The sequence below is a fragment of the Collinsella sp. AF39-11AT genome, assembly GCF_003474585.1.
Taxonomy (GTDB): Bacteria; Actinomycetota; Coriobacteriia; order Coriobacteriales; family Coriobacteriaceae; genus Collinsella.
This window is the reverse complement of the sequence record NZ_QROG01000004.1, coordinates 22,135-44,304: the sequence shown is the minus strand read 5'-3', so window position 1 is coordinate 44,304 and position 22,170 is coordinate 22,135. Positions and strand designations below refer to the sequence as shown.

The 22,170-nt window shown below is 57.9% G+C and carries 19 protein-coding genes and 2 tRNA genes; 14 read left to right on the top strand and 7 right to left on the bottom strand.

Translation table 11 applies throughout. The features are described from left to right. Nucleotides 1-54: 54 nt before the first annotated feature. A complete protein-coding gene (locus DW037_RS02795; protein WP_118372804.1) occupies nucleotides 55-2,772 on the bottom strand; it encodes an HAD-IC family P-type ATPase in 2,718 nt (905 codons plus the stop codon). A 76-nt stretch (nucleotides 2,773-2,848) separates the two neighbouring features. Then, nucleotides 2,849-2,925: transfer RNA gene (locus DW037_RS02790), tRNA-Arg, on the bottom strand. Between the two features lie 204 nt (nucleotides 2,926-3,129). On the opposite strand from DW037_RS02790, the gene aroF reads away from it, so the two are divergent. The 11 genes from aroF (at nucleotide 3,130) to glf (ending at nucleotide 14,463) form a co-directional block, all read left to right on the top strand. After that, the gene (gene aroF / locus DW037_RS02785; protein ID WP_117629151.1) at nucleotides 3,130-4,152 is read left to right on the top strand and encodes a 3-deoxy-7-phosphoheptulonate synthase; all 1,023 of its coding nucleotides are present in this window, start codon (nucleotides 3,130-3,132) and stop codon (nucleotides 4,150-4,152) included. Between the two features lie 3 nt (nucleotides 4,153-4,155). After that, nucleotides 4,156-5,070 carry a prephenate dehydrogenase/arogenate dehydrogenase family protein gene (locus DW037_RS02780; protein WP_117800153.1) on the top strand — a complete coding sequence of 305 codons (915 nt, stop codon included), beginning with the start codon at nucleotides 4,156-4,158 and terminating at the stop codon, nucleotides 5,068-5,070. A gap of 36 nt (nucleotides 5,071-5,106) precedes the next feature. Then, nucleotides 5,107-6,213, top strand: a complete 1,107-nt coding sequence (gene aroB, locus DW037_RS02775; protein ID WP_117800154.1) for a 3-dehydroquinate synthase — start codon at nucleotides 5,107-5,109, stop codon at nucleotides 6,211-6,213. Beyond that, nucleotides 6,207-7,526, top strand: a complete 1,320-nt coding sequence (gene aroA, locus DW037_RS02770) for a 3-phosphoshikimate 1-carboxyvinyltransferase (RefSeq protein ID WP_118372803.1) — start codon at nucleotides 6,207-6,209, stop codon at nucleotides 7,524-7,526. Before aroB ends, aroA begins: the two co-directional genes overlap by 7 nt. Before the next feature lies 1 nt (nucleotide 7,527). Beyond that, complete coding sequence (gene aroC / locus DW037_RS02765; protein WP_117800156.1) at nucleotides 7,528-8,625, top strand: chorismate synthase; 1,098 nt, start codon at nucleotides 7,528-7,530, stop codon at nucleotides 8,623-8,625. A 43-nt stretch (nucleotides 8,626-8,668) separates the two neighbouring features. After that, the gene (gene pheA / locus DW037_RS02760; RefSeq protein ID WP_117800157.1) at nucleotides 8,669-9,814 is read left to right on the top strand and encodes a prephenate dehydratase; all 1,146 of its coding nucleotides are present in this window, start codon (nucleotides 8,669-8,671) and stop codon (nucleotides 9,812-9,814) included. Further along, nucleotides 9,815-11,065 carry a shikimate kinase gene (locus DW037_RS02755; RefSeq protein ID WP_117800158.1) on the top strand — a complete coding sequence of 417 codons (1,251 nt, stop codon included), beginning with the start codon at nucleotides 9,815-9,817 and terminating at the stop codon, nucleotides 11,063-11,065. It begins immediately after the preceding gene. Nucleotides 11,066-11,166: 101 nt separating this feature from the next. Beyond that, a complete protein-coding gene (gene aroQ, locus DW037_RS02750) occupies nucleotides 11,167-11,604 on the top strand; it encodes a type II 3-dehydroquinate dehydratase (RefSeq protein ID WP_117629144.1) in 438 nt (145 codons plus the stop codon). Between the two features lie 131 nt (nucleotides 11,605-11,735). After that, entirely contained in the window at nucleotides 11,736-12,185 is a 450-nt protein-coding gene (locus DW037_RS02745) for a DUF4869 domain-containing protein (protein ID WP_117629143.1), read from the top strand. Next, a complete protein-coding gene (locus tag DW037_RS02740; protein ID WP_117629142.1) occupies nucleotides 12,185-13,186 on the top strand; it encodes a translation initiation factor 2 in 1,002 nt (333 codons plus the stop codon). Before DW037_RS02745 ends, DW037_RS02740 begins: the two co-directional genes overlap by 1 nt. A gap of 152 nt (nucleotides 13,187-13,338) precedes the next feature. After that, nucleotides 13,339-14,463: a UDP-galactopyranose mutase gene (gene glf, locus DW037_RS02735; protein ID WP_118372802.1), complete on the top strand. Its 1,125-nt coding sequence runs from the start codon at nucleotides 13,339-13,341 to the stop codon at nucleotides 14,461-14,463. Between the two features lie 88 nt (nucleotides 14,464-14,551). Here the strand turns inward: glf and DW037_RS02730 are convergent, their stop codons facing one another. Beyond that, nucleotides 14,552-15,733, bottom strand: coding sequence for an AAA family ATPase (locus tag DW037_RS02730; protein WP_117629140.1), 1,182 nt, complete (start codon nucleotides 15,731-15,733; stop codon nucleotides 14,552-14,554). A gap of 768 nt (nucleotides 15,734-16,501) precedes the next feature. Between DW037_RS02730 and DW037_RS02725 the strand changes: the two genes are divergently transcribed. Further along, nucleotides 16,502-17,611 (top strand): phosphorylcholine transferase LicD, encoded by a 1,110-nt coding sequence (locus DW037_RS02725; protein ID WP_117629139.1) that lies wholly within the window; start codon nucleotides 16,502-16,504, stop codon nucleotides 17,609-17,611. Between the two features lie 46 nt (nucleotides 17,612-17,657). Here the strand turns inward: DW037_RS02725 and tagD are convergent, their stop codons facing one another. The 4 genes from tagD to DW037_RS02705 form a co-directional block, all read right to left on the bottom strand. Then, a complete protein-coding gene (gene tagD, locus DW037_RS02720; protein WP_117629138.1) occupies nucleotides 17,658-18,134 on the bottom strand; it encodes a glycerol-3-phosphate cytidylyltransferase in 477 nt (158 codons plus the stop codon). Between the two features lie 52 nt (nucleotides 18,135-18,186). Then, nucleotides 18,187-18,260, bottom strand: a tRNA-Arg gene (locus tag DW037_RS02715). Between the two features lie 55 nt (nucleotides 18,261-18,315). After that, on the bottom strand, nucleotides 18,316-19,083 hold the full coding sequence (locus tag DW037_RS02710; protein ID WP_117629137.1) for an ABC transporter ATP-binding protein: 768 nt from the start codon (nucleotides 19,081-19,083) through the stop codon (nucleotides 18,316-18,318). An 11-nt stretch (nucleotides 19,084-19,094) separates the two neighbouring features. Then, nucleotides 19,095-19,940: an ABC transporter permease gene (locus DW037_RS02705; protein WP_233505646.1), complete on the bottom strand. Its 846-nt coding sequence runs from the start codon at nucleotides 19,938-19,940 to the stop codon at nucleotides 19,095-19,097. 161 nt (nucleotides 19,941-20,101) lie between these two features. Here DW037_RS02705 and DW037_RS02700 point away from each other — a divergent pair, with 161 nt between their 5' ends. Together DW037_RS02700 and DW037_RS02695 are read left to right on the top strand one after the other, a co-directional pair. Beyond that, entirely contained in the window at nucleotides 20,102-21,040 is a 939-nt protein-coding gene (locus tag DW037_RS02700) for a glycosyltransferase family 2 protein (RefSeq protein WP_233505645.1), read from the top strand. A gap of 6 nt (nucleotides 21,041-21,046) precedes the next feature. Next, a complete protein-coding gene (locus DW037_RS02695) occupies nucleotides 21,047-22,132 on the top strand; it encodes an acyltransferase (RefSeq protein WP_117629134.1) in 1,086 nt (361 codons plus the stop codon). Nucleotides 22,133-22,170: the final 38 nt, after the last annotated feature.

Here is a 22,170-nt window from a genome sequence, read left to right as displayed (position 1 = left end):
TCGCCACGGCCCCACAGGAGCAAGGCACCAATTCAACATCGCCAGGGCGCGTAGTTACTTCTTCTTTTTGCTCGACATCGAGACTTTGATGCCTTGGGCGGACTTGGTTACGCGGGAGCGCTTGACTCCGGTACTCTTCTTTTTCTTGGGCTGGGCCTGGGCCACGCCCTCGAGTGCGCGGGCCTCGGCCTCACGAACGGTGCGAGCTTCGCGGCGCTGCGCCATGTCGGCGGCGACGCGCTTGGCAAAACGCTCGGCCGTCGAACCCGTCGAGCTCACCTTGCCGCCACCGCGACCCAAGCGGACGCGCACACCGCGGCCAAAACCAGTTGCGGCATGACGACGACGCGGCTTGAGCGAATCCATCATCGTGGCGAGCTTAAAGAACACCGAGCAGGTGATGACCACGATGACAGCCAAGATAACCATCTGGCCCATCGACAGGTTGGCAATAGACAGCAGCTTCGGGAATCCGATAACGCCCGTCAGGATGCCGGCAACTACAAACACAAAGAGCGCCACACGTAAGGGCGTGAGGGGCTGCGAGATACGCCAGATCAGGCTGACACTCGCCGCGCACGACGTAAGCAGGCACATCGTAGACAGCGTGAGCTGGCTAAAGCCAAACACCCGCGCCACAAAGATATCGAGCGCCGCAGCCAAAATGACCGCAATCGACGCCGGCAGTGCCCGCTTGGGCACGTTCGTCAGGAACGATCCCTTCACGCGAGCATTGTTGGGCTCCAGGCCCAACACAAAGCCCGGCGCGCCAATACAGAAGAAGTTAATGAGCGTCATCTGGATGGGCTCGAAGGGGTACGGCGGCAGCGCGATGCACAGCGCCGCCAAGCCCATCGAGAACAGCGTTTTGGTCAGGAACAGCGCCGCGGAGCGCTGCAGGTTGTTGATGGAGCGACGGCCCTCGGCCACCACGGCGGGCATCGAGGCAAAGTCGTTGTCGACGAGTACGATCTCGGCCACGTTACGCGCGGCGTCGGAGCCAGCCGCCATGGCGACGGAGCAGTCAGCCTCCTTGAGCGCTAGCACATCGTTAACGCCGTCGCCCGTCATGGCCACGGTGTGCTCGCGGCGCTTGAGTGCCTGCACGAGCTCGCGCTTCTGCTGCGGGGTCACACGACCAAAGACATGGTAGCGGTCCACTGCGGCATCGAGCTTGGCCGGCGTATCGAGCGTCGTGGCGTCCACATAAGCGTCCGCCCCCGGCACGCCCACCACGCGCGCAATCGACGACACCGTACGCGGGTCGTCGCCACTGATCACGTTGAGGGTCACGCCCTGCTCGTTAAAGTACCCGATGGTCTCGGCGGCCGAGGTGCGGATCTCGTCGCGAATGGTCACAAAGCCCACGGGCTCGGCCTCGCCCACCATATCGCCATCGGGCGTAAAGCCGTCCACGCAGGCCACCACAAGCACGCGGCAGGTGTCGGCAAGTTCGGCCACGCGGTTCTCGACCTGCGAAAAGGCGCGCTCTGAAAGCACAAATTGCGCCGCGCCCATCACATAGGAGCCCTGCGCAAACGAGGCACCGCTCCACTTTTTGGACGACGAGAACGGAATGACCGACAGCGGCTCAGACACCTCGACCGGGCGGTCGGCGTAGTAGTTGAGCAGCGCCTGGCAGGTCTCGTTGGCATCGGCCGAGGTCGCACGTGCGACGTTAGCCAGAGCAAAATCGAGCACCGTGGTATCGACGGGAACGGCGGCGTCGCCCTCCCCCGCACCCATACCCTCGACCGGCAGCGGATAGGTACCCTCGACCTCCATGCGGCCCGACGTGATGGTGCCCGTCTTGTCCAGGCACAGCACGTCGACGCGCGCGAGCGTCTCAATGCAGTAGAGCTGCTGCGCGAGTACCTTGCGGCGGGCCAGGCGCACCGTGGCGATGGCGAGCACCGACGAGGTCAGCAGCACCAGGCCTTGCGGGATCATGCCCAGCAGGGCGCCCACCGTGGACAGCAGCGCCAACGAAGGCACATGACCAGCCAACAGCTCGGAGAAGCACCACGAAAGCGCGCTATTGCCTGGGGTTCCCGCGGCATCCCACAGCTCGCTCACGCTCGAGGCAAACAACGCCAAACCGAGCGGGATCATGATGATGCTCGCAAAGCGCACGATGGCGTTAAGCGCGTTCATGATCTCGGAATTGACCTTTTTGACGTACTTGGCCTCGTTATTAATTTTGGCCACGTAGTTGTCGGCGCCGACATGGATCACGCGGGCGCGCAGCAGACCCGAGTCGATAAAGCTGCCGCTCATGAGCTCGGAACCGGGCTGTTTCTTAATAAGATCGCTCTCGCCCGTCAGCAGGCTCTCGTTCACGAGCGCCTCGCCCGAAACCACCACGGCGTCAGCGGGGATCTGGTCGCCGCGCCCCAGGCGGATGATGTCGTCGAGCACGATCTGGTCCAGGTCGAGCTCCACCTCGGAGCCGTCGCGCACCGCGATGGCCTTCTTGGAGGTCAGCAGCGTGAGCTTATCGACCATCTTTTTGGAACGCATGGACTGAATGACGCCAATAGCGGTATTGAGGAACACCACGAACAGGAACGTCAGATTCTTAAACGAACCGGTCAAAATGACCAGGAACGCCAAGATCACGTTGATCAAATTGAACAGCGTGCAGAGGTTCTCGATGATGAGCTCCTTGACCGACTTGGTCTTGAGCTCCATGTTGCGGTTGATCTTACCGGCGGCGATGCGCTCCTCGACCTCGGCGGTCGAGAGTCCGCGCTCGATATCCGTTGCTGCCATACCACGTCCCATCACGTCGCGTCGGTATAAGAAAAACCGCCCGGACCATACGAGGTTCGGACGGTCTCACGTTCGATGGTGCCCCATGTTGGATTCGAACCAACGGCCTTCTGCTCCGGAGGCAGACGCTCTAATCCCCTGAGCTAATAGGGCCAACGCTTGGCATTATACCCAAGTGCACCACGGGCTATCAAAATAAAAGAAAAAGCTTTGCAATTCCGAGGAAGACGCGGCTCAACGGCCCACTTTAGAAGGCAAAAGCGAGTCAGATAGTATAAACTCTCATGCACCATATGTACACGGCTCGCGATGCGGGCCGTTTTTGCAAGGGTTATCCATCGAGGTGAGAGGCACACCATGATTGCAATTTTAAAGCAGAGCGCCAGCGACGAGGCCGTCAGCCATATCGTCAGCTGGATTGAGAAAAAGGGCCTGAAGACCGATGTCTCGCGCGGCGAGAATGAGACGATCATCGGCCTGGTGGGCGATACGACCAAGATCGACCCGTTCCTGCTCGAGTCCATGGATGTCGTCGAGCGCGTGCAGCGCGTCTCCGAGCCGTTCAAGCGCGCCAACCGCAAGTTCCACCCCGAGGACTCCGTCATCGACTGCGGCCACGGCGTCAAGATCGGCGGCGATCAGTTCCAGGTCATCGCCGGCCCGTGCTCCGTCGAGGGCGAGAACCTCATCCGCATCGCACGCCGCGTGAAGGCCGCCGGCGCCACGATGCTGCGCGGCGGCGCCTACAAGCCCCGCACTTCCCCGTACGCCTACCAGGGCATGGGCCCCGCCGGTCTGGACCTGCTGTGCGAGGCGTCTGCCGAGCTCGACATGCCGATCGTCACCGAGATCATGGACCCGCGCGACGTGCAGGTCTTCCTGGACAAGAAGATCGACGTCATGCAGATCGGCGCCCGCAACGCCCAGAACTTCCCTCTGCTCAAAGAGGTCGGCAAGACCAAGACTCCGATCTTGCTTAAGCGCGGCATGTCCGGCACGATCGATGAGCTGCTCATGGCCGCCGAGTACATCATGAGCGAGGGCAACGACAACGTCATCCTGTGCGAGCGCGGCATCCGCACCTTCGAGACCCGCACCCGCAACACCTTCGACCTCAATGCCGTGCCGGTGCTGCACCACCTGTCGCACCTGCCCGTCGTCGCCGACCCCAGCCACGCCACCGGCTACACCCGCTACGTTGAGCCCATGGCGCTCGCCGCGACCGCCTGCGGCGCCAACGGCCTGGAGATCGAGGTCCACGACGAGCCGAGCCGCGCCTGGTCCGACGGCGCCCAGGCCCTCACCCCCGATCAGTTCGACGACACCATGCGCCGCATCCGAGCCATCCGCGAGGTCGTCTGCCAAGAGACCATGGAGTAGCCCATGGGTACAGTGAGAAACGCGCGCGTTAACCAGGGCGGCCCCAAGTGCGCCGGCATCGTCGGCCTTGGCCTCATCGGCGGCAGCTTTGCCCGCGGCTATGCGCAGGCGGGCGTCCGCGTGCTGGCCCGGGATCCCGATGACGATGTCATGACGGCCGCCAGCATGGGCACCGTTGCCGGCGAGCTCAACGACGAGACGCTCGGCGAATGCGACATCATCGTCCTGGCTTGCTACCCCGAAGCCTGCATCGAGTGGCTCGAGGCACACGCCCAGGCACTCGCCGACGCCACCGATACCGAGGCCATCATGGGCCCCGTGGTAATTGACACGGTGGGCGTCAAGGGTATCGTGTGCGAGCGCGCCTTTGAGCTTGCCCGCGAGCACGGTTTTTACTTTGTGGGCGCGCACCCCATGGCGGGCACGCAGTTCTCGGGCTACGCGCATTCCCGCGCCGACCTGTTCCAGGACGCACCGCTCGTGCTCGTTCCACCCGCGGTAGACGATGCCCTTAAGCTCGAGCTCTTGGGCCAGGTGCGCGAGATGGTACGCCCCTTGGGCTTTGGCAAGTTCAGCGTGACCAGCGCCGCCGAGCACGACCGCGTCATCGCCTTTACGAGCCAGCTCGCGCATGTCGTCTCCAACGCCTATGTTAAGAGCCCGACCGCTCAGGTCCACCACGGTTTTTCGGCCGGCAGCTACCGCGATCTCACCCGCGTGGCACACCTCAACCCCCAGATGTGGTCCGAGCTCATGATCGACGACGCCGACGCGCTCGCCTTCGAAATCGACCATCTGATCGAGTCGCTTGGCGCCTACAGCCGTGCGCTCAAGGACCGCGACCAGCGCTATCTAGAGAATCTCCTTGCCGAGGGCGACCGCATTAAGCGTGCACTCGACGACGAGGCCTCCCACTAGACCACCTATCACGCCAGGTCGAAAGGACCGAAGCTTATGGCGATTACCATCGATATCGACACCGCACGCCCCTACCAGGTGCATGTTGGCACGTTTTTGCTGGAGCAGTCGGGACCGCTCGTGCGCGCCACTGCCGGCGGCGCCAAGGCCGTCATCGTGACGGACACCAACGTGGGCCCGCTCTACCAGATGCCCGTTAAGCAGAGCTTGGAGGCGTCAGGCTACGAGGTGAGCATCTGCACCTTCGAGGCCGGCGAGGCCCATAAGCGCGCCGAGACCTATGTTGCCATTTTGGAGTTTGTAGCCGAGCACGAGCTTTCGCGCTCCGACGTGATCGTGGCACTCGGCGGCGGCGTCGTAGGCGACGTGGCGGGCTTTGTGGCCGCCACCTACATGCGCGGCTGCAAGTTTGTGCAGATTCCCACGAGTCTGCTAGCCATGGTGGATTCGTCGGTGGGCGGCAAGACGGCCATCGACCTGGCTGCCGGCAAGAACTTGGCCGGCGCCTTTTGGCAGCCGAGCGTGGTCATCGCCGACGTGGGGTGCCTGGCCACCCTCACGCCCGAGCAGTTCGCCGACGGCTGCGGCGAGGTCGTCAAGCACGCCGTGATTGCCGATCCGGAGCTTTTCGTCGAACTGGAGAAGACCCCGCTCACGCTGGAGCTGCTCAACCGCGATGTGGCCCGCGTAGCACTCATCATCGCCCGCAATATCGACATCAAGCGCGCCGTGGTCGTAGCCGACGAGCGCGAGACCAACCAGCGCAAGCTCCTCAACTTTGGACACAGCGCCGGACACGCCGTTGAGGCCTGCGAGCACTTTGAGCTCGGACACGGCAACTGCGTGTCGATCGGCATGGGCATCATCACGCGCGCCGCGGCCCTGCACGGCGTCTGCGATGCCGCACTGCCCGATCGTATTGAGGAGCTCTGCACCCGCCATGGCCTCAAGACCCGCTGCGACCTCGATGTCGATGCCGTCTTTGCCGAGGCGCTCCACGACAAGAAGCGCGCGGGCGACACCATCGACCTGGTGATTCCGCACGGCATTGGCCGCTGCAGCATCGACCGCACGCCGCTTTCCACTTTCCACGAACTCATTGCCGAAGGCCTCGGCCAGAAGGGAGACGCATCCGCATGCTAGCCCGCATCACCCCGTCCCCGCTCAAGGGCACCGTTCCCGCCATCGCGTCCAAGTCGATGGCGCATCGCCTGATCATCTGCGCCGCGCTTGCCAACGGCGAGACGCACGTTACCTGCAACACTACCTGCGCCGACATCGAGGCCACGGTGCGTTGCCTTACGGCCCTGGGTGCTCGCATCGAGACCGTCGAGGACGGCTTCCAGGTCCACCCCACCATGAAGAGTGTTGAGTTTGGCCTGCTCAAGGCCCTTGCCGGCGGCACGCTTGACTGCGGCGAAAGCGGCTCCACGCTGCGCTTTATGCTGCCTGTCGCCTGCGCGTTGGGTGCGGATGCCACCTTCGTGGGCCAGGGCCGCCTTGGCACTCGCCCGCTCTCCCCGCTCTCGGACGAGATCATCGCCGCCGGCTGCGACCTACAGGGTCTGGGCGGTTTTCCGCTCAAGACGAGCGGCCGCATGCGCCCGGGCACCTTTGTGCTTCCGGGCAACGTGAGCTCGCAGTATATCTCCGGCCTGCTGCTGGCAGCCCCGCTGCTGGCCCAGCCCTCCTGCGTGCAGGTAACCGGCCTCATCGAGAGCCGCCCCTACATCAACCTGACAATCCAGGCCATGAAGGCCTTTGGCGTCGAGGTTAGCGTCGAGCGTATTCCGGCCAAGGACGGCCAGCCCGAGGTCACAAACTTCCGCGCGAGCAGTGGCTCGTACCGCACGCCCGGCAGCGTAGCCGTCGAGGGTGACTGGTCCAACGCCGCCTTTTGGCTGTGCGCCGGTGCCATCGGCAACGACCCCATCACCGTCGAGGGCGTGTCGCTGAGCTCCGCACAGGGCGACCGCAACGTGCTTGCCGCGCTTTCGCGCTTTGGCGCCCGCATCGTGCGCTCCACCAACGCCGCCACCGTGCAGTCCGACAAGCTCGCCGGCTTTGAGATGAGCGCCCACGACATTCCCGACCTGGTGCCCGTCATCTCGGCCGTAGCCTCGCTGGCGCAGGGCCGCACCTTTATCCGCGATTGCGCCCGTCTGCGCATCAAGGAATCCGACCGCCTGGTTACGACCACCCGCGAGCTCACCGCGTTGGGCGCGCAGGTGCGCATTGCCGGCGATGACCTCATCATCAAGGGTGTCGATGCCTTCACCGGCGGCGAGGTCGATTCGCACAACGACCATCGCATCGCTATGATGGCCGCTATCGCCGCGAGCCGCGCCACCGGCGAGGTCGTGATCCACGGCGCCGAGGCCGTCAACAAGTCCTATCCCGATTTCTTCGACCACTACCGCCTGCTGGGCGGCAAGGTCACACTCGAGGAGGAATAGCATGTCCTCGACCTTTGGCAACGTCTTGCACGTAAGCATCTTCGGCCAGTCGCACTCCCCCGCCATCGGCTGCTCCCTCGATGGCATTCCGGCGGGCATCGCTGTTGACCAGGAGCAGCTGCAGGCCTTCCTCGACCGTCGTGCCCCCGGTCGCGACGAGACCGCGACCAAACGCCGCGAGGCCGACGACGCCCACATCATCGCCGGTGTGGTCGATGGACATACCACCGGCGCGCCCATCGCCGCGATTATCGAGAACACCAACACGCGCTCCAAGGATTACTCCGAGCTGCGCCGCAAGCCCCGCCCCGGACATGCGGACTTCCCTGCGCGCGTGAAGTATCACAACATGCACGATGTCGCCGGTGGCGGGCACTTCTCCGGCCGCCTAACGGCACCCCTGTGCATCGCCGGCGGCATTGCGCTGCAGGCACTCGAGGCCCGCGGCATTAAAGTGATGGCGCACGTCGCGCAGATCGGCGGTATCTCCGACCTGCCGATGGACGATATGGTCTATCGCGAGGCCGACCGCAAGGCGATCCTGACGAACGATCTTCCTTGCATTGACGCCGCCGCAGCCGGCCGCATGCGCGAGGAAATCCTAGCCGCGCGCGACGAACTCGACAGCATCGGCGGCATCGTGGAGTGCGGCATTTACGGGCTTCCCGCGGGCATCGGCGACCCCATGTTCGACGGCATCGAGAACCGCATCGCGCAGATCGCGTTTGGCATTCCCGCCGTAAAGGGCGTGGAGTTTGGCATGGGCTTTGCCGTGGCCGCCATGCGCGGCAGCGAGAACAATGATCCGTATCGCATCGATGCCGAGACCGGCGAGATCGAGGTCGAGTCCAACAACGCCGGCGGCATCCTGGGCGGTATTTCGACCGGCGCGCCCGTCATGTGGCGCATGGCCGTAAAGCCGACGCCCTCCATTGGCCGTGAGCAGCAGACGGTGGACATGGACGCTATGGAAAATGCCGAGCTCTCGGTCCACGGCCGCCACGATCCCTGCATCGTCCCCCGAGCCGTCCCCGTAGCCGAAGCAGCCGCCGCCCTCGCGATTTGGGACGCTCTCCTCGAAGACGCCGCCCAGCGCTAACTACCCACCCCTCAATATCCCCCGACACGTGAAAGGGGTCTCCATGGACCTTGCTGACATCCGCCAGGCCATCGATGGCATCGACACCACGCTCCTCAACAGTTTTGTCGAGCGCATGGACATTGCCACCGAGGTCGCCAAGTCTAAAATCGAGATGGGCAAGGCCGTCTTCGACCCCGCCCGTGAGCGCTCCAAGCTCAACAATCTCGCCAGCCGCGTGCCCGAGCGCTACGAGGCCCAAGCCATCACCCTGTTCCGCCTCCTCATGAGCATGAGCAAGGCCGAGCAGCAGCGCTACATCAACGAGCTCAAGGGCATCACCGTCTCACAAAAGGCCCACGCCACGGCTGCAGCCTTTGACACGCCTTTCCCCCAGACGGCTAGCGTCGCCTGCCAGGGCGTCGAGGGCGCCTATAGCCAAATTGCCGCGTGCAGGCTCTTCGACGTGCCCGACATTGCGTTCTTCGAGACCTTCGAGGGCGTTATGCGCGCCGTGCGCGACGGCTTCTGCGAGTTTGGCGTGCTGCCCATCGAGAACTCCACCGCCGGCTCGGTCAACGCCGTCTACGACCTGCTCGCCCAGTTCGACTTCCACATCGTGCGCTCGCTTCGCCTCAAAATCGACCACAACTTGCTCGTCAAGCCCGGCACCAAGCTTGCGGACGTGCACGAGGTCTACAGCCACGGCCAGGCCATTGCCCAATGCGCCGGCTTTATCGAGGCACACGACCTGCACGCCACCAAGTACCCCAACACGGCCATGTCGGCCGAGATGGTCGCCAGCTCCGAACGCACCGATGTCGCCGCTATCGCCTCGCGCAGCTGCGCGGCGCTCTATGGTCTGGAGGTGCTGGAGCCCAATATCCAGGACTCGGACAACAACTACACGCGCTTCGTCGTCATCAGTCGCGAGCCGCGCGTCTACCCCGGCGCCAACCGTACCTCGCTCATGATCACCACGGCCAACGAACCGGGCGCCCTCTATCGCGTACTCGAGCGCTTCTACGCACTCAACATCAACCTTATCAAGCTCGAGAGCCGCCCCATCCCCGGGCGCGACTTTGAGTTTATGTTCTACTTCGATCTGGACTGTCCCTTTGGCAGCAAAGCCCTCGACGACCTGCTCGACTCGATTGACGAGGTGTGCGAGAGCTTCACCTACTTTGGCAGCTACACGGAGGTGCTCTAGATGACTGACGTCGCCACAACCCGCCCCTACGGCGTGCTGGGCCGCGTGCTGGGCCACAGCTACACCCCGACCATCTACAAGGAGCTCGCGGGGCTCGAGTATGTGCGTTTTGAGCGCGAGCCCGAGGACCTCCAGGCTTTTATGACGGGTGACGAATGGGAGGGCACCAACGTGACCATCCCCTACAAGCGCGCCGTCATGGAATACCTGGACGAGCTGAGTCCACTCGCCGAGCGTATGGGAAACGTCAACACCATCACGCGCCTGCCCGACGGCCGTCTGCGCGGCGACAACACCGACTACTTCGGTTTCCAGTGCCTGGTCGAGGAGCTGGGTGTGGAGATTGCCGGCAAGAAGGTCCTCGTGCTCGGAGCCACCGGAGGCGCCGGCACCACGGCCAGCATGGTGCTGGGCGACCTGGGCGCGCTCGTGGTGCCCGTGGGACGCGCGAGCGAGGTCAACTACGGCAACATCGCACAACAGTCCGACGCCGCGTTGCTCGTCAACTGCACGCCCGCCGGCATGTTCCCCCACTGTCCCGACGCCCCCTGCACACTCGAGGGGCTCAATGCGCTCGAGGGCGTTATCGACATTGTCTACAACCCCGCTCGCACGGGACTCATGCTCGAGGCCGAGCGCCGCGGCATCCCCTGCATCGGTGGTCTGCTCATGCTTGTGGCACAGGCGGCGCAGGCCGTTGAGCGCTATACCGGCCAGGTCACCCCGCGCAAGCGCATCTTGGACATAACGGAGCGTCTGTCCCGCCGCGAGCAAAACATTGCCCTGATCGGCATGCCGGGTTCGGGCAAGACCCGCGTGGGCGAGCAGATCGCCCTGCTCACGGGTCGCGAGCACATCGACTTGGATCACGCGCTCGAGGAGCGTCTGGGCATGCCCTGTGCCGACTTTATCGTCGAGCGCGGCGAGGTGGCCTTCCGCAAGCAGGAGACGGCGGCTCTGTCCGACATCTCCAAGCGCAGCGGCCTGGTGCTTTCCACGGGCGGCGGCGTGGTCACGCGCGACGAGAACTACCCGCTACTGCACCAGAACAGCCAGATCGTGATGCTCAACCGTAAGCTCGACGAACTCGCCCACAAGGGTCGCCCCATCACCGCCCGCGATGGCATCGACAAGCTGGCCGAGCAGCGCATGCCGCGCTACCGCGCTTGGGCCGACTACATCATCGACTCACGCGACTGCGCCGCCAACACCGCCCAAGCCCTCCTCGACACCCTCCCATCCGCTCTCTAATCAATGCCAAAAAGGGACAGGTTTATTTTGGCAGGTTTTATCTGGGCAAACGTCGAAGACCACAAGACCGGCCACGCCAACCAACCACAAAGGAAGCAACCATGAAAGCACTCGTCATCAACGGCCCCAACCTCAACATGCTCGGCATTCGCGAGCCGGGCATCTACGGTAGCGACAACTACGACCGCTTGGTCCAGATCTGCAAGGAGGCAGGAGCCGCGCAGGGCTTCGACGAGGTCGAGGTCTTCCAGTCCAACCACGAGGGCAGCATCGTCGACAAGATCCAGGAGGCCTACGGCAAGGTCGACGGCATCGTCATCAACCCGGCGGCCTACACGCACACGAGCGTCGCGATCCTCGATGCCCTCAAGGCCGTCGCCATCCCTGCCGTCGAGGTCCACATCAGCGCCGTCGAGACCCGCGAGGACTTCCGCCAGATAAGCTACGCCCGCCTGGCCTGCTTCGCCACCATCACCGGCGAGGGTCTGCAGGGCTACGCGCATGCGTTAGAGCTGCTGGGGAAGCGTCTCGAAAAGTAGCCTCGCGAGCAAATCCATCAACGCCGATTCGCACGCTAATATAGCCAGTGCCGCCAGCAGCAACCTCGCTACTGGCGGCACTTTATTACTGGCATACAATCGTTGCAGTCACACAACGTCTGGAGACGCGCATGTTAAGCATCCATCTGGGAGATTATCCCGGTTCCATCTACGATACCGAAACCTATTTTAGGAACTCATACTTGGACTCATGGTTCGAAGACCCTATGGCCGCACAGATGATTAAAAGCGTGGACGGATCAGAGCTCATCGGCCCCCACAACATCATCAGCAAACAGCTCGGTTCGATTACGCCCCTCGAGCTTTCCGGCGGCGTTAAGACGCTGCTGCTGGTGCGCAATCTGCCAAACATGGTGTTTAATGCATCCACTTGCGGAGATAACTGCGCCCGCTGGCTGCTCAAAATTGGCAAAGAGCAGGATGTGCTGGTAACCCTTTACCACATCATGAAATTCCCCTGGAAGCATTTTGAGATTCGCATTAATAACGATGACCGCATCGTCAGAAACATGCAGGAGTTTATCGGCGCCACGAATGACTTTTTGGATGTTGATGAGTAATGAAGGGAACGCATACCGTTGTCGTAGAGCGTGCAAAGGTCAAATACACACTCACCTTTAAACGCAACATTTCCTTCATTCGCGGTAACAGCGGCACGGGCAAAACGACACTCATCTCGATGATTCGCGACTACAACGATCGTGGACCGGAGAGCGGCGTCACGCTCAGTTGTGACGTGCCCTGCGAAACGCTTTCCGGCAGACGCTGGGAGCGCGAGCTGTCGATCATCGAAGATTCGATCGTCTTTCTAGATGAGGGCAACGAGTTTATCTACTCAAAGGACTTCGCCAAAGCCGTAAACGGATCGTCCAACTATTTTGTTCTGATATCTCGTCGCGACGCCAACGAACTCCCCTACAGCGTCGACGAGATCCTAAAGCTAGTCAACACCACAAGCAAGACAATTAATGGCCGCAAGAGCGACAGACGCTTCTACTCGGTGACCAAGCCGCTATATGACCACACGGCAAGCATGTTGTATCAGGATCTAAATGTTGGATTCGAGATACCCGACGCCGTAGTTGTCGAGGACAGCAAATCTGGCTATCAATTCTACAACGCTCTTTGCAACCGACTCGGGATCCCCTGCTATTCCGCCACCGGCGTAGCAAACCTAAAACGAACGATTCACGAATGTCCCGAGCAAAACATCCTTGCCATAAGAGACGGCGCAGCGTTTGGCCCTTACATCGAAAAGGTGCTTGGGCAGCGCGTTTACAAGAACGTTCGCTTGTTCCTCCCGGAATCATTCGAGTGGACGCTTCTGCAATCTGGCCTCATTCCCAGCAACGATATCCCAAAGATTCTCGAGGACCCCTCGAACTACATCGAAAGCCGCGACTACCTGAGCTGGGAGCGGTTCTTCACCGACGTATTGATCAAGTACTCGGCAGACACTCGTTATGCTTACAAAAAGACGAAGCTCAATGAGCAGTATCTGAGGCCACAGGCGATGGATGCAGTTGCAAGCATCTTGCCCGAGTGCCTGAGGGCGGAATAGCGAGTCCTTAACATCATTTGGAAACCAGGCAACGCCCACGCTTTGGAGCTGCCGAGGGAACGACTGCTACACTAACCCTTGGGGCGACACATTAGGTATGTTTGTCCCTAAACTAAAGGAACTGTCCGATTGACATACAAAGGAGCACATCCATGTCCCAGTACGATTACCTCGTCGTCGGCGCCGGCCTTTCGGGCGCCGTATTCGCCAATGCCGCCAAGCGCGCCGGCAAGTCGGTCCTGGTCATCGATCGCCGCGACCACATCGCCGGCAACATCTATACCGAGGACGTCGAGGGCATCCAGGTCCACCGCTACGGCGCGCACATCTTCCACACCTCCATGAAGGACGTCTGGGACTACGTCAACCGCTTCGCCGAGTTCAACAACTACGTCAACTCGCCGGTCGCAAACTTCCACGGCAACATGTACAACATGCCCTTCAACATGAACACCTTCGCCAAGATGTGGCCGGGCGTCGTCACGCCGGCCGACGCCAAGGCCAAGATTGCCGAGCAGGTGGCCGCCGAGAACATCGGCGAGCCGGCAAACCTGGAGGAGCAGGCCCTGTCCCTCGTGGGCCGCGACATCTTCGAGACGCTCGTGAAGGGTTACACCGAGAAGCAGTGGGGCCGCGACTGCAAGGACCTGCCCGTAAGCATCATCAAGCGCCTCCCCTGCCGCTTCACCTACGACAACAACTACTTCAACGACCGCTATCAGGGCATCCCCATGGGCGGATACACCAAGATGGTCGCCAACATGCTCGAGGACATCGAGGTGCGTTGCGGCGTGGAGTACAAGGAGTTGATCGCCGCCGAGCCCGACATTGCCGCCAAGACGATCTACTGCGGCCCCATCGACGCGTTCTATGACTTTAAGCTGGGCACGCTGGAGTATCGCAGCCTGCGCTTTGAGACCGAGACGCTCGACGAGCAGGACCACCAGGGCGTTGCCGTGGTCAACTACACCGAGCGCGAGATCCCCTACACGCGAATCATCGAGCATAAGCACTTTGAGTTCGGCACGCAGGACAAGACCGTCATCACGCGCGAGTACCCGGCCGACTGGAAGCCCGGCGACGAGCCCTACTACCCCATCAACGACGCCAAGAACGAGGCCCTCTACAAGCAATACGAGGAGCTGGCGGCGCAGGAGGGCGACATGATCTTTGCCGGTCGCCTGGGCGGCTACAAGTACTACGACATGGACAAGGCCATCGCAGCAGCCTTCGAGCTCGTCCGCAACGAGCTGGGCGTGGAGCCGACTGAGGCGTAGGAGCGAGGACGCTCAGCCAACCACCCCGAGCAAACAGGGGGCCCGGCGCAGTTCATTCGCTACTGCGCCGGGCCCCCTTCTTAATCGACTAGTCAATTCGTTCTGTACGCCTCAAATATCGATCAAACTGAGGTACAGTAAAATCAACCTCTCCTCTTGCGGCGGAGTAAATCATGCCCTTGCTAATTAATTGAGCTCGTAGGGGTCCAATAGACGAAACGTCTCTCCCCATATAATGAGCCACATTCGCGAGCGTACAGGGAAGCTCGCCGCAGCGAACCATGGCAATCAAAAACTCCTTTTGCCTTGGAGTGCATCGATCGTATCTAACGCTAAAGAAACCTTCGTCAAGACGCATATCCGCTATAGAGGTGCAGCCGAGCACGGTTTCTAGTGAAATGAACTTACTATCGGATGAAGTCCAAATGGTCGAACAAAGCTCCTGGATGAAATACGGGTAGCCCTCTGTATAGTCAATGATGACATCGACAGCCTCGTCGGAATAGCGCACATCAAGCTTTTGTGCGGGCCTGACAATAGCCTCAACCGCCTTGTCACGAGGAAGCGAATCGACCTTCACAAAGCTAAACTGCCTCTCGGAATAGGTCTTGGCTTCGCCCAGCATCTTTAGAAGCTTGGGCAAACCGGCACAGCCAAACATAACGGGAAGGCCAAGCTGGGTCGCGCGATGAAGCGCGCACGCCAAGGCTTCAAGTTCTTCTTTACTGGCATACTGCAGCTCGTCAATTCCAATAAAAATCGAAGATCCTGCAGCTTGAGCATATTTTCCTAGAACGACAAGTATATCGGTAAAATCGCCAGATAGATTATGAGACGAGGCGAGAGACGCCCCAAGAACCTCTTCATTAAAGCCCAGAGACAACGAGCCATCGCCCGCATCAACAGATAGCGTTAAGGATGCAAACAGGTTCTTAATCTGTTCCAATTTACTCTTAACGAGTTCAATTCGATTAAGCGAAGCCGATAGCGAGCAACAAGCCGAAGCCAAAGGAGCAATCAAACCCTTCTTCTCTTCGACCTCAATATGGCGGACAAGAATACCCTCGCCCTCGGCTACTGATTCGATCGAGTTAAGCAATACTGTTTTACCAACGCCCCTAAGGCCGTACAAAACAAGCGAACGGCTCTGGTAGTTCGCAGCAAGCGCCTTGAGTTGAAGAGAAGCCGCTTCGAGAATATCGTCGCGCCCGGCAAGATACTTGGGCATCGCGCCCGCACCGGGCGTATACGGATTGCGATAATCGATCATTGCAAGCTCCCAAAGAATAACGGCCGACCGACAATTTGCTATATATCATACCAAGACAGCGATAGAGCGATACGGGCAGTAGAAAGCACAGTCCGGCGACAATCAACCAAAAAAAGCAGGAAGACGCCAATTATCGATTTGCCAATTTCTACAGCATCACTCAATTACACCCTGAACGAGGTTTTATCACGAAAGCTGATGTGTACGCCAGTTCATGAAGTCGGTCGACAGCCATCCGCGTGAACCGGCCATCAGCCAAAATATGATCGCATTCTCAACCATCGCAACGGCACCTTCCTGAGGAACATGTTATCGGTGGCGACGAACACCCTTGTCCTCGCGGCATGGACTCCCGCGCCGCCGTCGCCACAATCAACGTTCGGCGGTCACGCAAGCACACACGCCACCGTCGACGCCAGAGGTGCATCCGTGAACGATCCTCAAGCCGAGCGTGCCCATGCATGTCTCGAGACCGCCCCCCGTAGCCGTTCCCGCCGTCCAGCCCCGTCACCGCAGGACAGGACGGCCCCAACGTCCATGATGGGGCTGATGGCCTGCTCGGTGAGTGGCCTGGGCGGCGATCGAATGCCTGCCATCCCGTCGGTCGACCTCGGGATGGCAGGGGTCTTCGGCATCGCGTCTGCTAATATCACCTTAGCGGTCCCCATCCATTCTCAATTAATTTAACTTTCACCGCCATAAAATAGAATACAAATGCGCGATTGCCTGGATTTAGTAAAATAGCTACCGCGGAGAAAGGAGCGTCGAGTGCTCAACAAAATCAAGCAATTCTTACCAGCATCCTCCAGATCACTTCATACTATGCACGAGGACATATTCAAACTGCAAGAAAAGCTGGATAGAATATATCAACGCATTGAAGTCGCTGACAACGGCATCAATATGAACATCAATTACAAATTCGACACTATTGCAATTCCGATGATTGAATCTCTTTCTCTCAATCTCGATGCTCATGACGAACATATGAAAATGTTTGCCTGGGAAGAATTCAGGCAGCCAGGTGAGGACATCCAGGAGGCAAAGGAGCGATTCTTTAGAGAGTTGCCCAAAGCAACTGGCGGCCTAAGGCTTTTACAGCTTGGGTGCTCAAAACTATTGGGGGAATTCGATACCCTCTGCAAAGAGAACGACATTAAGTATTGGATTAACTTCGGAACACTTATCGGAGCCATTAGACATCAAGGATTTATTCCCTGGGACGATGATACCGACCTTGGAATCATGCGCGATGATCTAAAAAAGCTATGCAACATCGTTGAAAATGACAACCGCTATAAAATTTCAATTGCTTACGACCGGTTTGTCCACTGTCGACAAGTTAGATTTCTTTACAACGACGAAAACATACCCTGTTTTCTGGATTTGTTCATTTATGACTGGGCTCCGTCAACTGACAACAAATTCGCCGAAGAACAGCGAAAACTCCGTGTTCAAATGGTCGAAGAAATGGAGTCAGACAGAATGCTGGCATTCTGGCATGACGAGCCTTATTACTCGGGCGAGAACAATAGCCTGATTCAGAAGCATTACGACCGATGCCTCGAAAAGTCCAAAGCGGCCGGAATCATATCCGATAAGGAGCACGCCAAGGGCATCATGTGGGCTATCGACAACCTTGATGATGGAAAGCAGAAACAATGGGTCTACCCCATTGCGGACCTCTTTCCCACTAAAGCCATAGCGTTTGAGGGCACACAGCTCGAGGAGCCGAATAACCCCGATTTATTCCTCTGGAGCCGCTATGGGGATATCTACGAGCTTCCAAATGACATTAACAGCCACTTCCAACACGTCAATCATAGCGAGCTGGAAAATGGGTCCTCAAATCTTACCATGAAACGTCTGCTTGATTAATGATAAAAAATCGCCCCGTGTTTACCATGCAATACACGGGGCAATTTTAGTGAGCAAGCTTGCCCTTTACCTCAGTAGTCGAAATTCCAGGAGTTCGATTCAAGTAGACAACATCGCAAATATCTTTCAATGATTCAAAGCGAGGGTCGCCAGCCCAATCGCCTCCCATGCACACAACATCAGCGTGATACATCTTTATGTCCCGAGGCTTTTGATCCCAATTGTCTTCTGGAATTACCAAGTCAACATAACGCAGCGCTTCAAGCATCTCACGTCGCACATCATAGGAATAGAAACTCTTTTTCCCTTTTAGAGCATTGAATTCATCAGTTGAGAGCCCAACGATAAGATAGTCGCCGAGCTTAGATGCCTGTTGAAGAAGGCGAATGTGGCCATAATGAAGAAGATCAAACGTTCCGTACGTAAGTACTCGTTTTAAGGAATGGCGATCGTCTGCACCAGATAAACCGGTCTCAAGAAGATCGGAATTTGCCTCAATACGAACAGACGAAAATGTGCCCATCACAAACTCCATAAAAGAAGAGCCGTCGGTTTGACGGCTCGATAAATACAGGTGCTCCATGGCGGATTCGAACCGTCGACCTTGGGATTAGAAGTCCCCTGCTCTATCCGACTGAGCTAATGGAGCATAAAGCCATGCAAGCACGCCAATAGCGTGTCTACACAGCAAAACAAATTATAACCTACTTAAACTGGTCGTGGTATGCCTTGCACACCTCATCGACGGGACCATCCATGCGCAGGTCGCCTTTCTCGATCCAAACCGCACGCTGGCAAATGCGTTCAACCTGCTCCATGGAGTGAGAAACAAACAACACACTTACATCACCGCTCTCAATAAAATGCTGAATACGACGCTCGCATTTCTGCTGGAAGAACACGTCGCCAACAGAAAGCGTCTCATCAACAATAAGGATATCGGGCTCGGTAATAGTAGCGATAGCAAAGGCAATACGAGCAACCATGCCCGAAGAGAAGTTCTTGAGCGGCATGTCGACAAAGTCTTTAAGCTCGGCGAACTCGATAATATCGTCAAAGCTCGCGTCAATAAACTCCTTGGTATAACCAAGCAGAGCGCCGTTAAGGTAGATATTCTCGCGTGCTGTAAGCTCGGGATCAAAGCCGGCGCCCAGCTCGATGAGCGGGGCGATGTTGCCGTGAACCTTAACCTCGCCCTCACTGGGCTCCAGAACGCCGGCAATGATCTTAAGCATCGTAGACTTGCCGGAACCGTTGGTACCAACCAGACCGACAACCTCGCCACGATGAACATTAAAGGAGATGTGCTTAAGCGCGCGGAACTCTTCAAAGAAGAGCTCGTGCTTTGCAAGCTTAATAAAGTATTCCTTGAGGTTCGTCAAAGACTCAGACGCCATATTGAAGATCATAGTGACGTCTTTAACCTCAACAGCAAGAGGCTGCTTGCTGTAATCAACCGTAGTCGCAGACATAACAGCGCTCCTTAAATATAGAGAATAAACTTGTGCTCGGTCTTATGGAACACGGCGTAACCAACAACTAAAGCAAAAACGGCCCAGAACACGCAAAATCCTAGCGTTAACATGGAAGGCGTCGTGTTAAACAAGAATATATCGCGCATGAACTGCAGGTAGTTGTACATGGGATTCACAACAACCAACACCTGAATCCAATGGGCCATCTGGCTAATGTAATCGGTGGTCCAGAAAATAGGCGTCAGGTACATCCACGCGGTGATAACGACGGTCCACAGGTGCATAACATCACGGAAAAATACGGCAAGCGCCGAGAGCATCATGCCCAAGCCCATGCAAAAGCACATAAGCAAAAACAGGCAAACCGGCAGCAAGATTAAATGCCAGGTAGGAAGAACATGGAACCACAGCATAACCAGCGCGACGGCAACCAGAGAGAAGGCAAAGTTAACGAGCGAGAACAGCACCTTCTGAACCGGGAACACCCAGCGGTGCACCTTAACCTTTTTAAGCAAGGACGACGCCGCGATGATGGACATGAGTGCCTGGTTCGTCGACTCGGACATAACCGAGAACGTAATGTTGCCGACAATCAGGTACAGCGGATACATCTCGGGCGTTATGGAACCATTGCGGCTCTGACCAAAAATGGTCGAGAACACAATGGACATGACGACCATCATAAGAAGTGGATTGAGTACCGACCACGCAACACCCAAAACGCTGCGACGATACTTAATCTTAAAATCCTTAGTGACAAGCTGCCTCAGGATGTATTTGTCTTTTTCGAAATCATTTTTAGCGTGAGAGGCCGGCTTAGCCACCGCTTTCTGACTATCTACGCTGTCAGTCACGGACCATCTCCTTGTCTCGTAATTCATAACAGTGGAAAGTATAGCCTTCAAAGACGGCAACTAACCCAGCGATGTAAATCTGGAAAAGTACGCCATATCAAATACAGGCATCTGACGGCAGGTATACTAACAACCCGTAATAAGTTATGGGGGCATTCATCTTGGACTATACAAACACAGCGGTTATCATTCCCTGCTATAACGAGGCCGTCACCATAGGTAAAGTCATAGACGATTTCCACCGCGAACTCCCCGGAGCCACGGTTTACGTCTACGACAACAACTCAACCGATGGGACGTCCCAGATTGCCTTGGAGCACGGCGCCACGGTGCGGCTCGAACCGCGCCAGGGAAAGGGCAACGTGTGCCGTCAGATGTTCCGCGACATCGACGCAGGCTGCTACCTCATGGTCGACGGCGACGACACGTATCCCGCCGAAGCAGCCCGAGCGCTCTGCGACCCTATCCTTGCGGGAGAGGCGGATATGACCGTGGGCGACCGCCTCTCCAACGGCACTTACACCGAGGAGAACAAGCGCGCCTTCCACGGTTTCGGGAACAACCTGGTCCGCGCCATGATCAAGTGGATCTACGGTTACAGCTTCGAAGACGTCATGACGGGGTACCGCGCCATGGGTCAGCCGTTCGTCAAGACGTTCCCCGTCCTGAGCGAGGGCTTCCAGATCGAGACCGAGCTCTCCATCCACGCCGTCGATCACCGTTGGCGAATTAAGGACGTCCCGGTGGAGTACCGGGACCGCCCCGCTGGTTCAGTGTCCAAGCTCGACACGGTCGGCGACGGCATTAAGGTCATCGCCATGATCGGCACGCTCTTCAAGGACTACCGACCGCTCAAATTCTTCAGCCTCATCGCCCTGATCTTCGCCGCCATCGGCCTCGCGCTCGGCATCCCCATCATCGTAGAGTATTTCCACACCGGGCTGGTTCCCCGCTTCCCAACTGCCATGCTCGCCGCGTGTTTCATGTTCCTGTGCGGCCTCAGCCTGGCAACGGGCTTCATCCTCGACTCGGTCGCCAAGGTCGAAAAGAAACAATGGGAGCTTCAGGTATACAAAACGCGCAATTCAATAGGTGAGTAGGCCTCAATGAACACTAATAAGCGCCTTACAAACTGGGATCTTCTAAGAGCCCTCTCAATGTTTTTAGTTGTTGTTGTTCACATCGCACCGCAACTGGGCAGTTTTCGCGGCATTAACGCTGGCGTGATAGTAGGCACAGGCGCCATTATTTGCGACCCGATATTCTTCTGCCTGTCGGGCTATTTCGCACTGAAACCTCTAAAGAAAAGCTACAAGGACTATCTCTTTGGAAAAGCCCTGTCGTTGCTGCTACCCATCTTTGTGTATGCTGGGCTTCTGTACACCTATAAAGTAGTGACTGGCTCACTTCAGGATACCAACTACATCCGATACACCAGTAGCCTTGTCCAAGGTGGCTGGTGGTTTGTTCCAGCGCTCATTCCATATATTATTATTGCGCCAGTATTGGCAAAAATGTTCGAAGCACTTGATGACCGTACCTGCAAAATTGCCCTGTTCGTAACCTTAGGAATCTACGCATGGGGCGGACTATCATGCGCAGCAAACTCTTTGCTCATAAACTCTCAGCATATAACCCTTGCAGCAGCCGTAAGCATGTTTCAGCGCATCATACCGCGATCGCTGCTTGGGGGAACGTATTTCACGTTCTTTTGCTTGGGGTATTTCGTTAAGCGTGTAACACCATTATTAGACAGGCGGGAAACTAGGTTTATTAAGTCAATAGGTATTCTTTTTTTCATCTTCGATATTGTGAGCGCATATTTTGGTTTCGAAAGGTCCGATCCGAGTTTTAACTGGGTAATCGTGACCGTTGCAATATTTGTTGCGTTTGATGGCATCAAGCTACACTCGCAAACGTTCTCGAACATCATTGAGTGGACTGCAAAAAGATCCTATTCGATTTATCTCTTGCAATACGCAACGATTGAGCTTGCCACATCTGTTATCTATAACGGCGTACTAGATGGCGGATATTCGACGCTTTCATGGCCACTTAGGATAGCCACATGGATATTGGCGACAGCGCTGGCCTACGGACTGGCGCTAGCGGTGGCATCGGTCGTGGACCCCTTCATCATTGGGCCCATCCAGGTAAAGCTTAAACAGTATCGTCAGAATACCGCATGCTAGGCCGTTTAACAGTGAACAGAGTTTCATAGCAACTTACA

Coding starts and splice junctions, on each gene's coding strand:
- aroA (WP_118372803.1), top strand. CDS start 6,207: ATGCTAGCCCGCATCACCCCGTCCCCGCTCAAGGGCACCGTTCCCGCC.
- pheA (WP_117800157.1), top strand. CDS start 8,669: ATGGACCTTGCTGACATCCGCCAGGCCATCGATGGCATCGACACCACG.
- DW037_RS02745 (WP_117629143.1), top strand. CDS start 11,736: ATGTTAAGCATCCATCTGGGAGATTATCCCGGTTCCATCTACGATACC.
- aroC (WP_117800156.1), top strand. CDS start 7,528: ATGTCCTCGACCTTTGGCAACGTCTTGCACGTAAGCATCTTCGGCCAG.
- DW037_RS02780 (WP_117800153.1), top strand. CDS start 4,156: ATGGGTACAGTGAGAAACGCGCGCGTTAACCAGGGCGGCCCCAAGTGC.
- aroQ (WP_117629144.1), top strand. CDS start 11,167: ATGAAAGCACTCGTCATCAACGGCCCCAACCTCAACATGCTCGGCATT.
- DW037_RS02795 (WP_118372804.1), bottom strand. CDS start 2,772: ATGGCAGCAACGGATATCGAGCGCGGACTCTCGACCGCCGAGGTCGAG.
- tagD (WP_117629138.1), bottom strand. CDS start 18,134: ATGGGCACATTTTCGTCTGTTCGTATTGAGGCAAATTCCGATCTTCTT.
- DW037_RS02730 (WP_117629140.1), bottom strand. CDS start 15,733: ATGATCGATTATCGCAATCCGTATACGCCCGGTGCGGGCGCGATGCCC.
- aroF (WP_117629151.1), top strand. CDS start 3,130: ATGATTGCAATTTTAAAGCAGAGCGCCAGCGACGAGGCCGTCAGCCAT.
- aroB (WP_117800154.1), top strand. CDS start 5,107: ATGGCGATTACCATCGATATCGACACCGCACGCCCCTACCAGGTGCAT.
- DW037_RS02710 (WP_117629137.1), bottom strand. CDS start 19,083: ATGTCTGCGACTACGGTTGATTACAGCAAGCAGCCTCTTGCTGTTGAG.
- DW037_RS02740 (WP_117629142.1), top strand. CDS start 12,185: ATGAAGGGAACGCATACCGTTGTCGTAGAGCGTGCAAAGGTCAAATAC.
- DW037_RS02695 (WP_117629134.1), top strand. CDS start 21,047: ATGAACACTAATAAGCGCCTTACAAACTGGGATCTTCTAAGAGCCCTC.
- glf (WP_118372802.1), top strand. CDS start 13,339: ATGTCCCAGTACGATTACCTCGTCGTCGGCGCCGGCCTTTCGGGCGCC.
- DW037_RS02755 (WP_117800158.1), top strand. CDS start 9,815: ATGACTGACGTCGCCACAACCCGCCCCTACGGCGTGCTGGGCCGCGTG.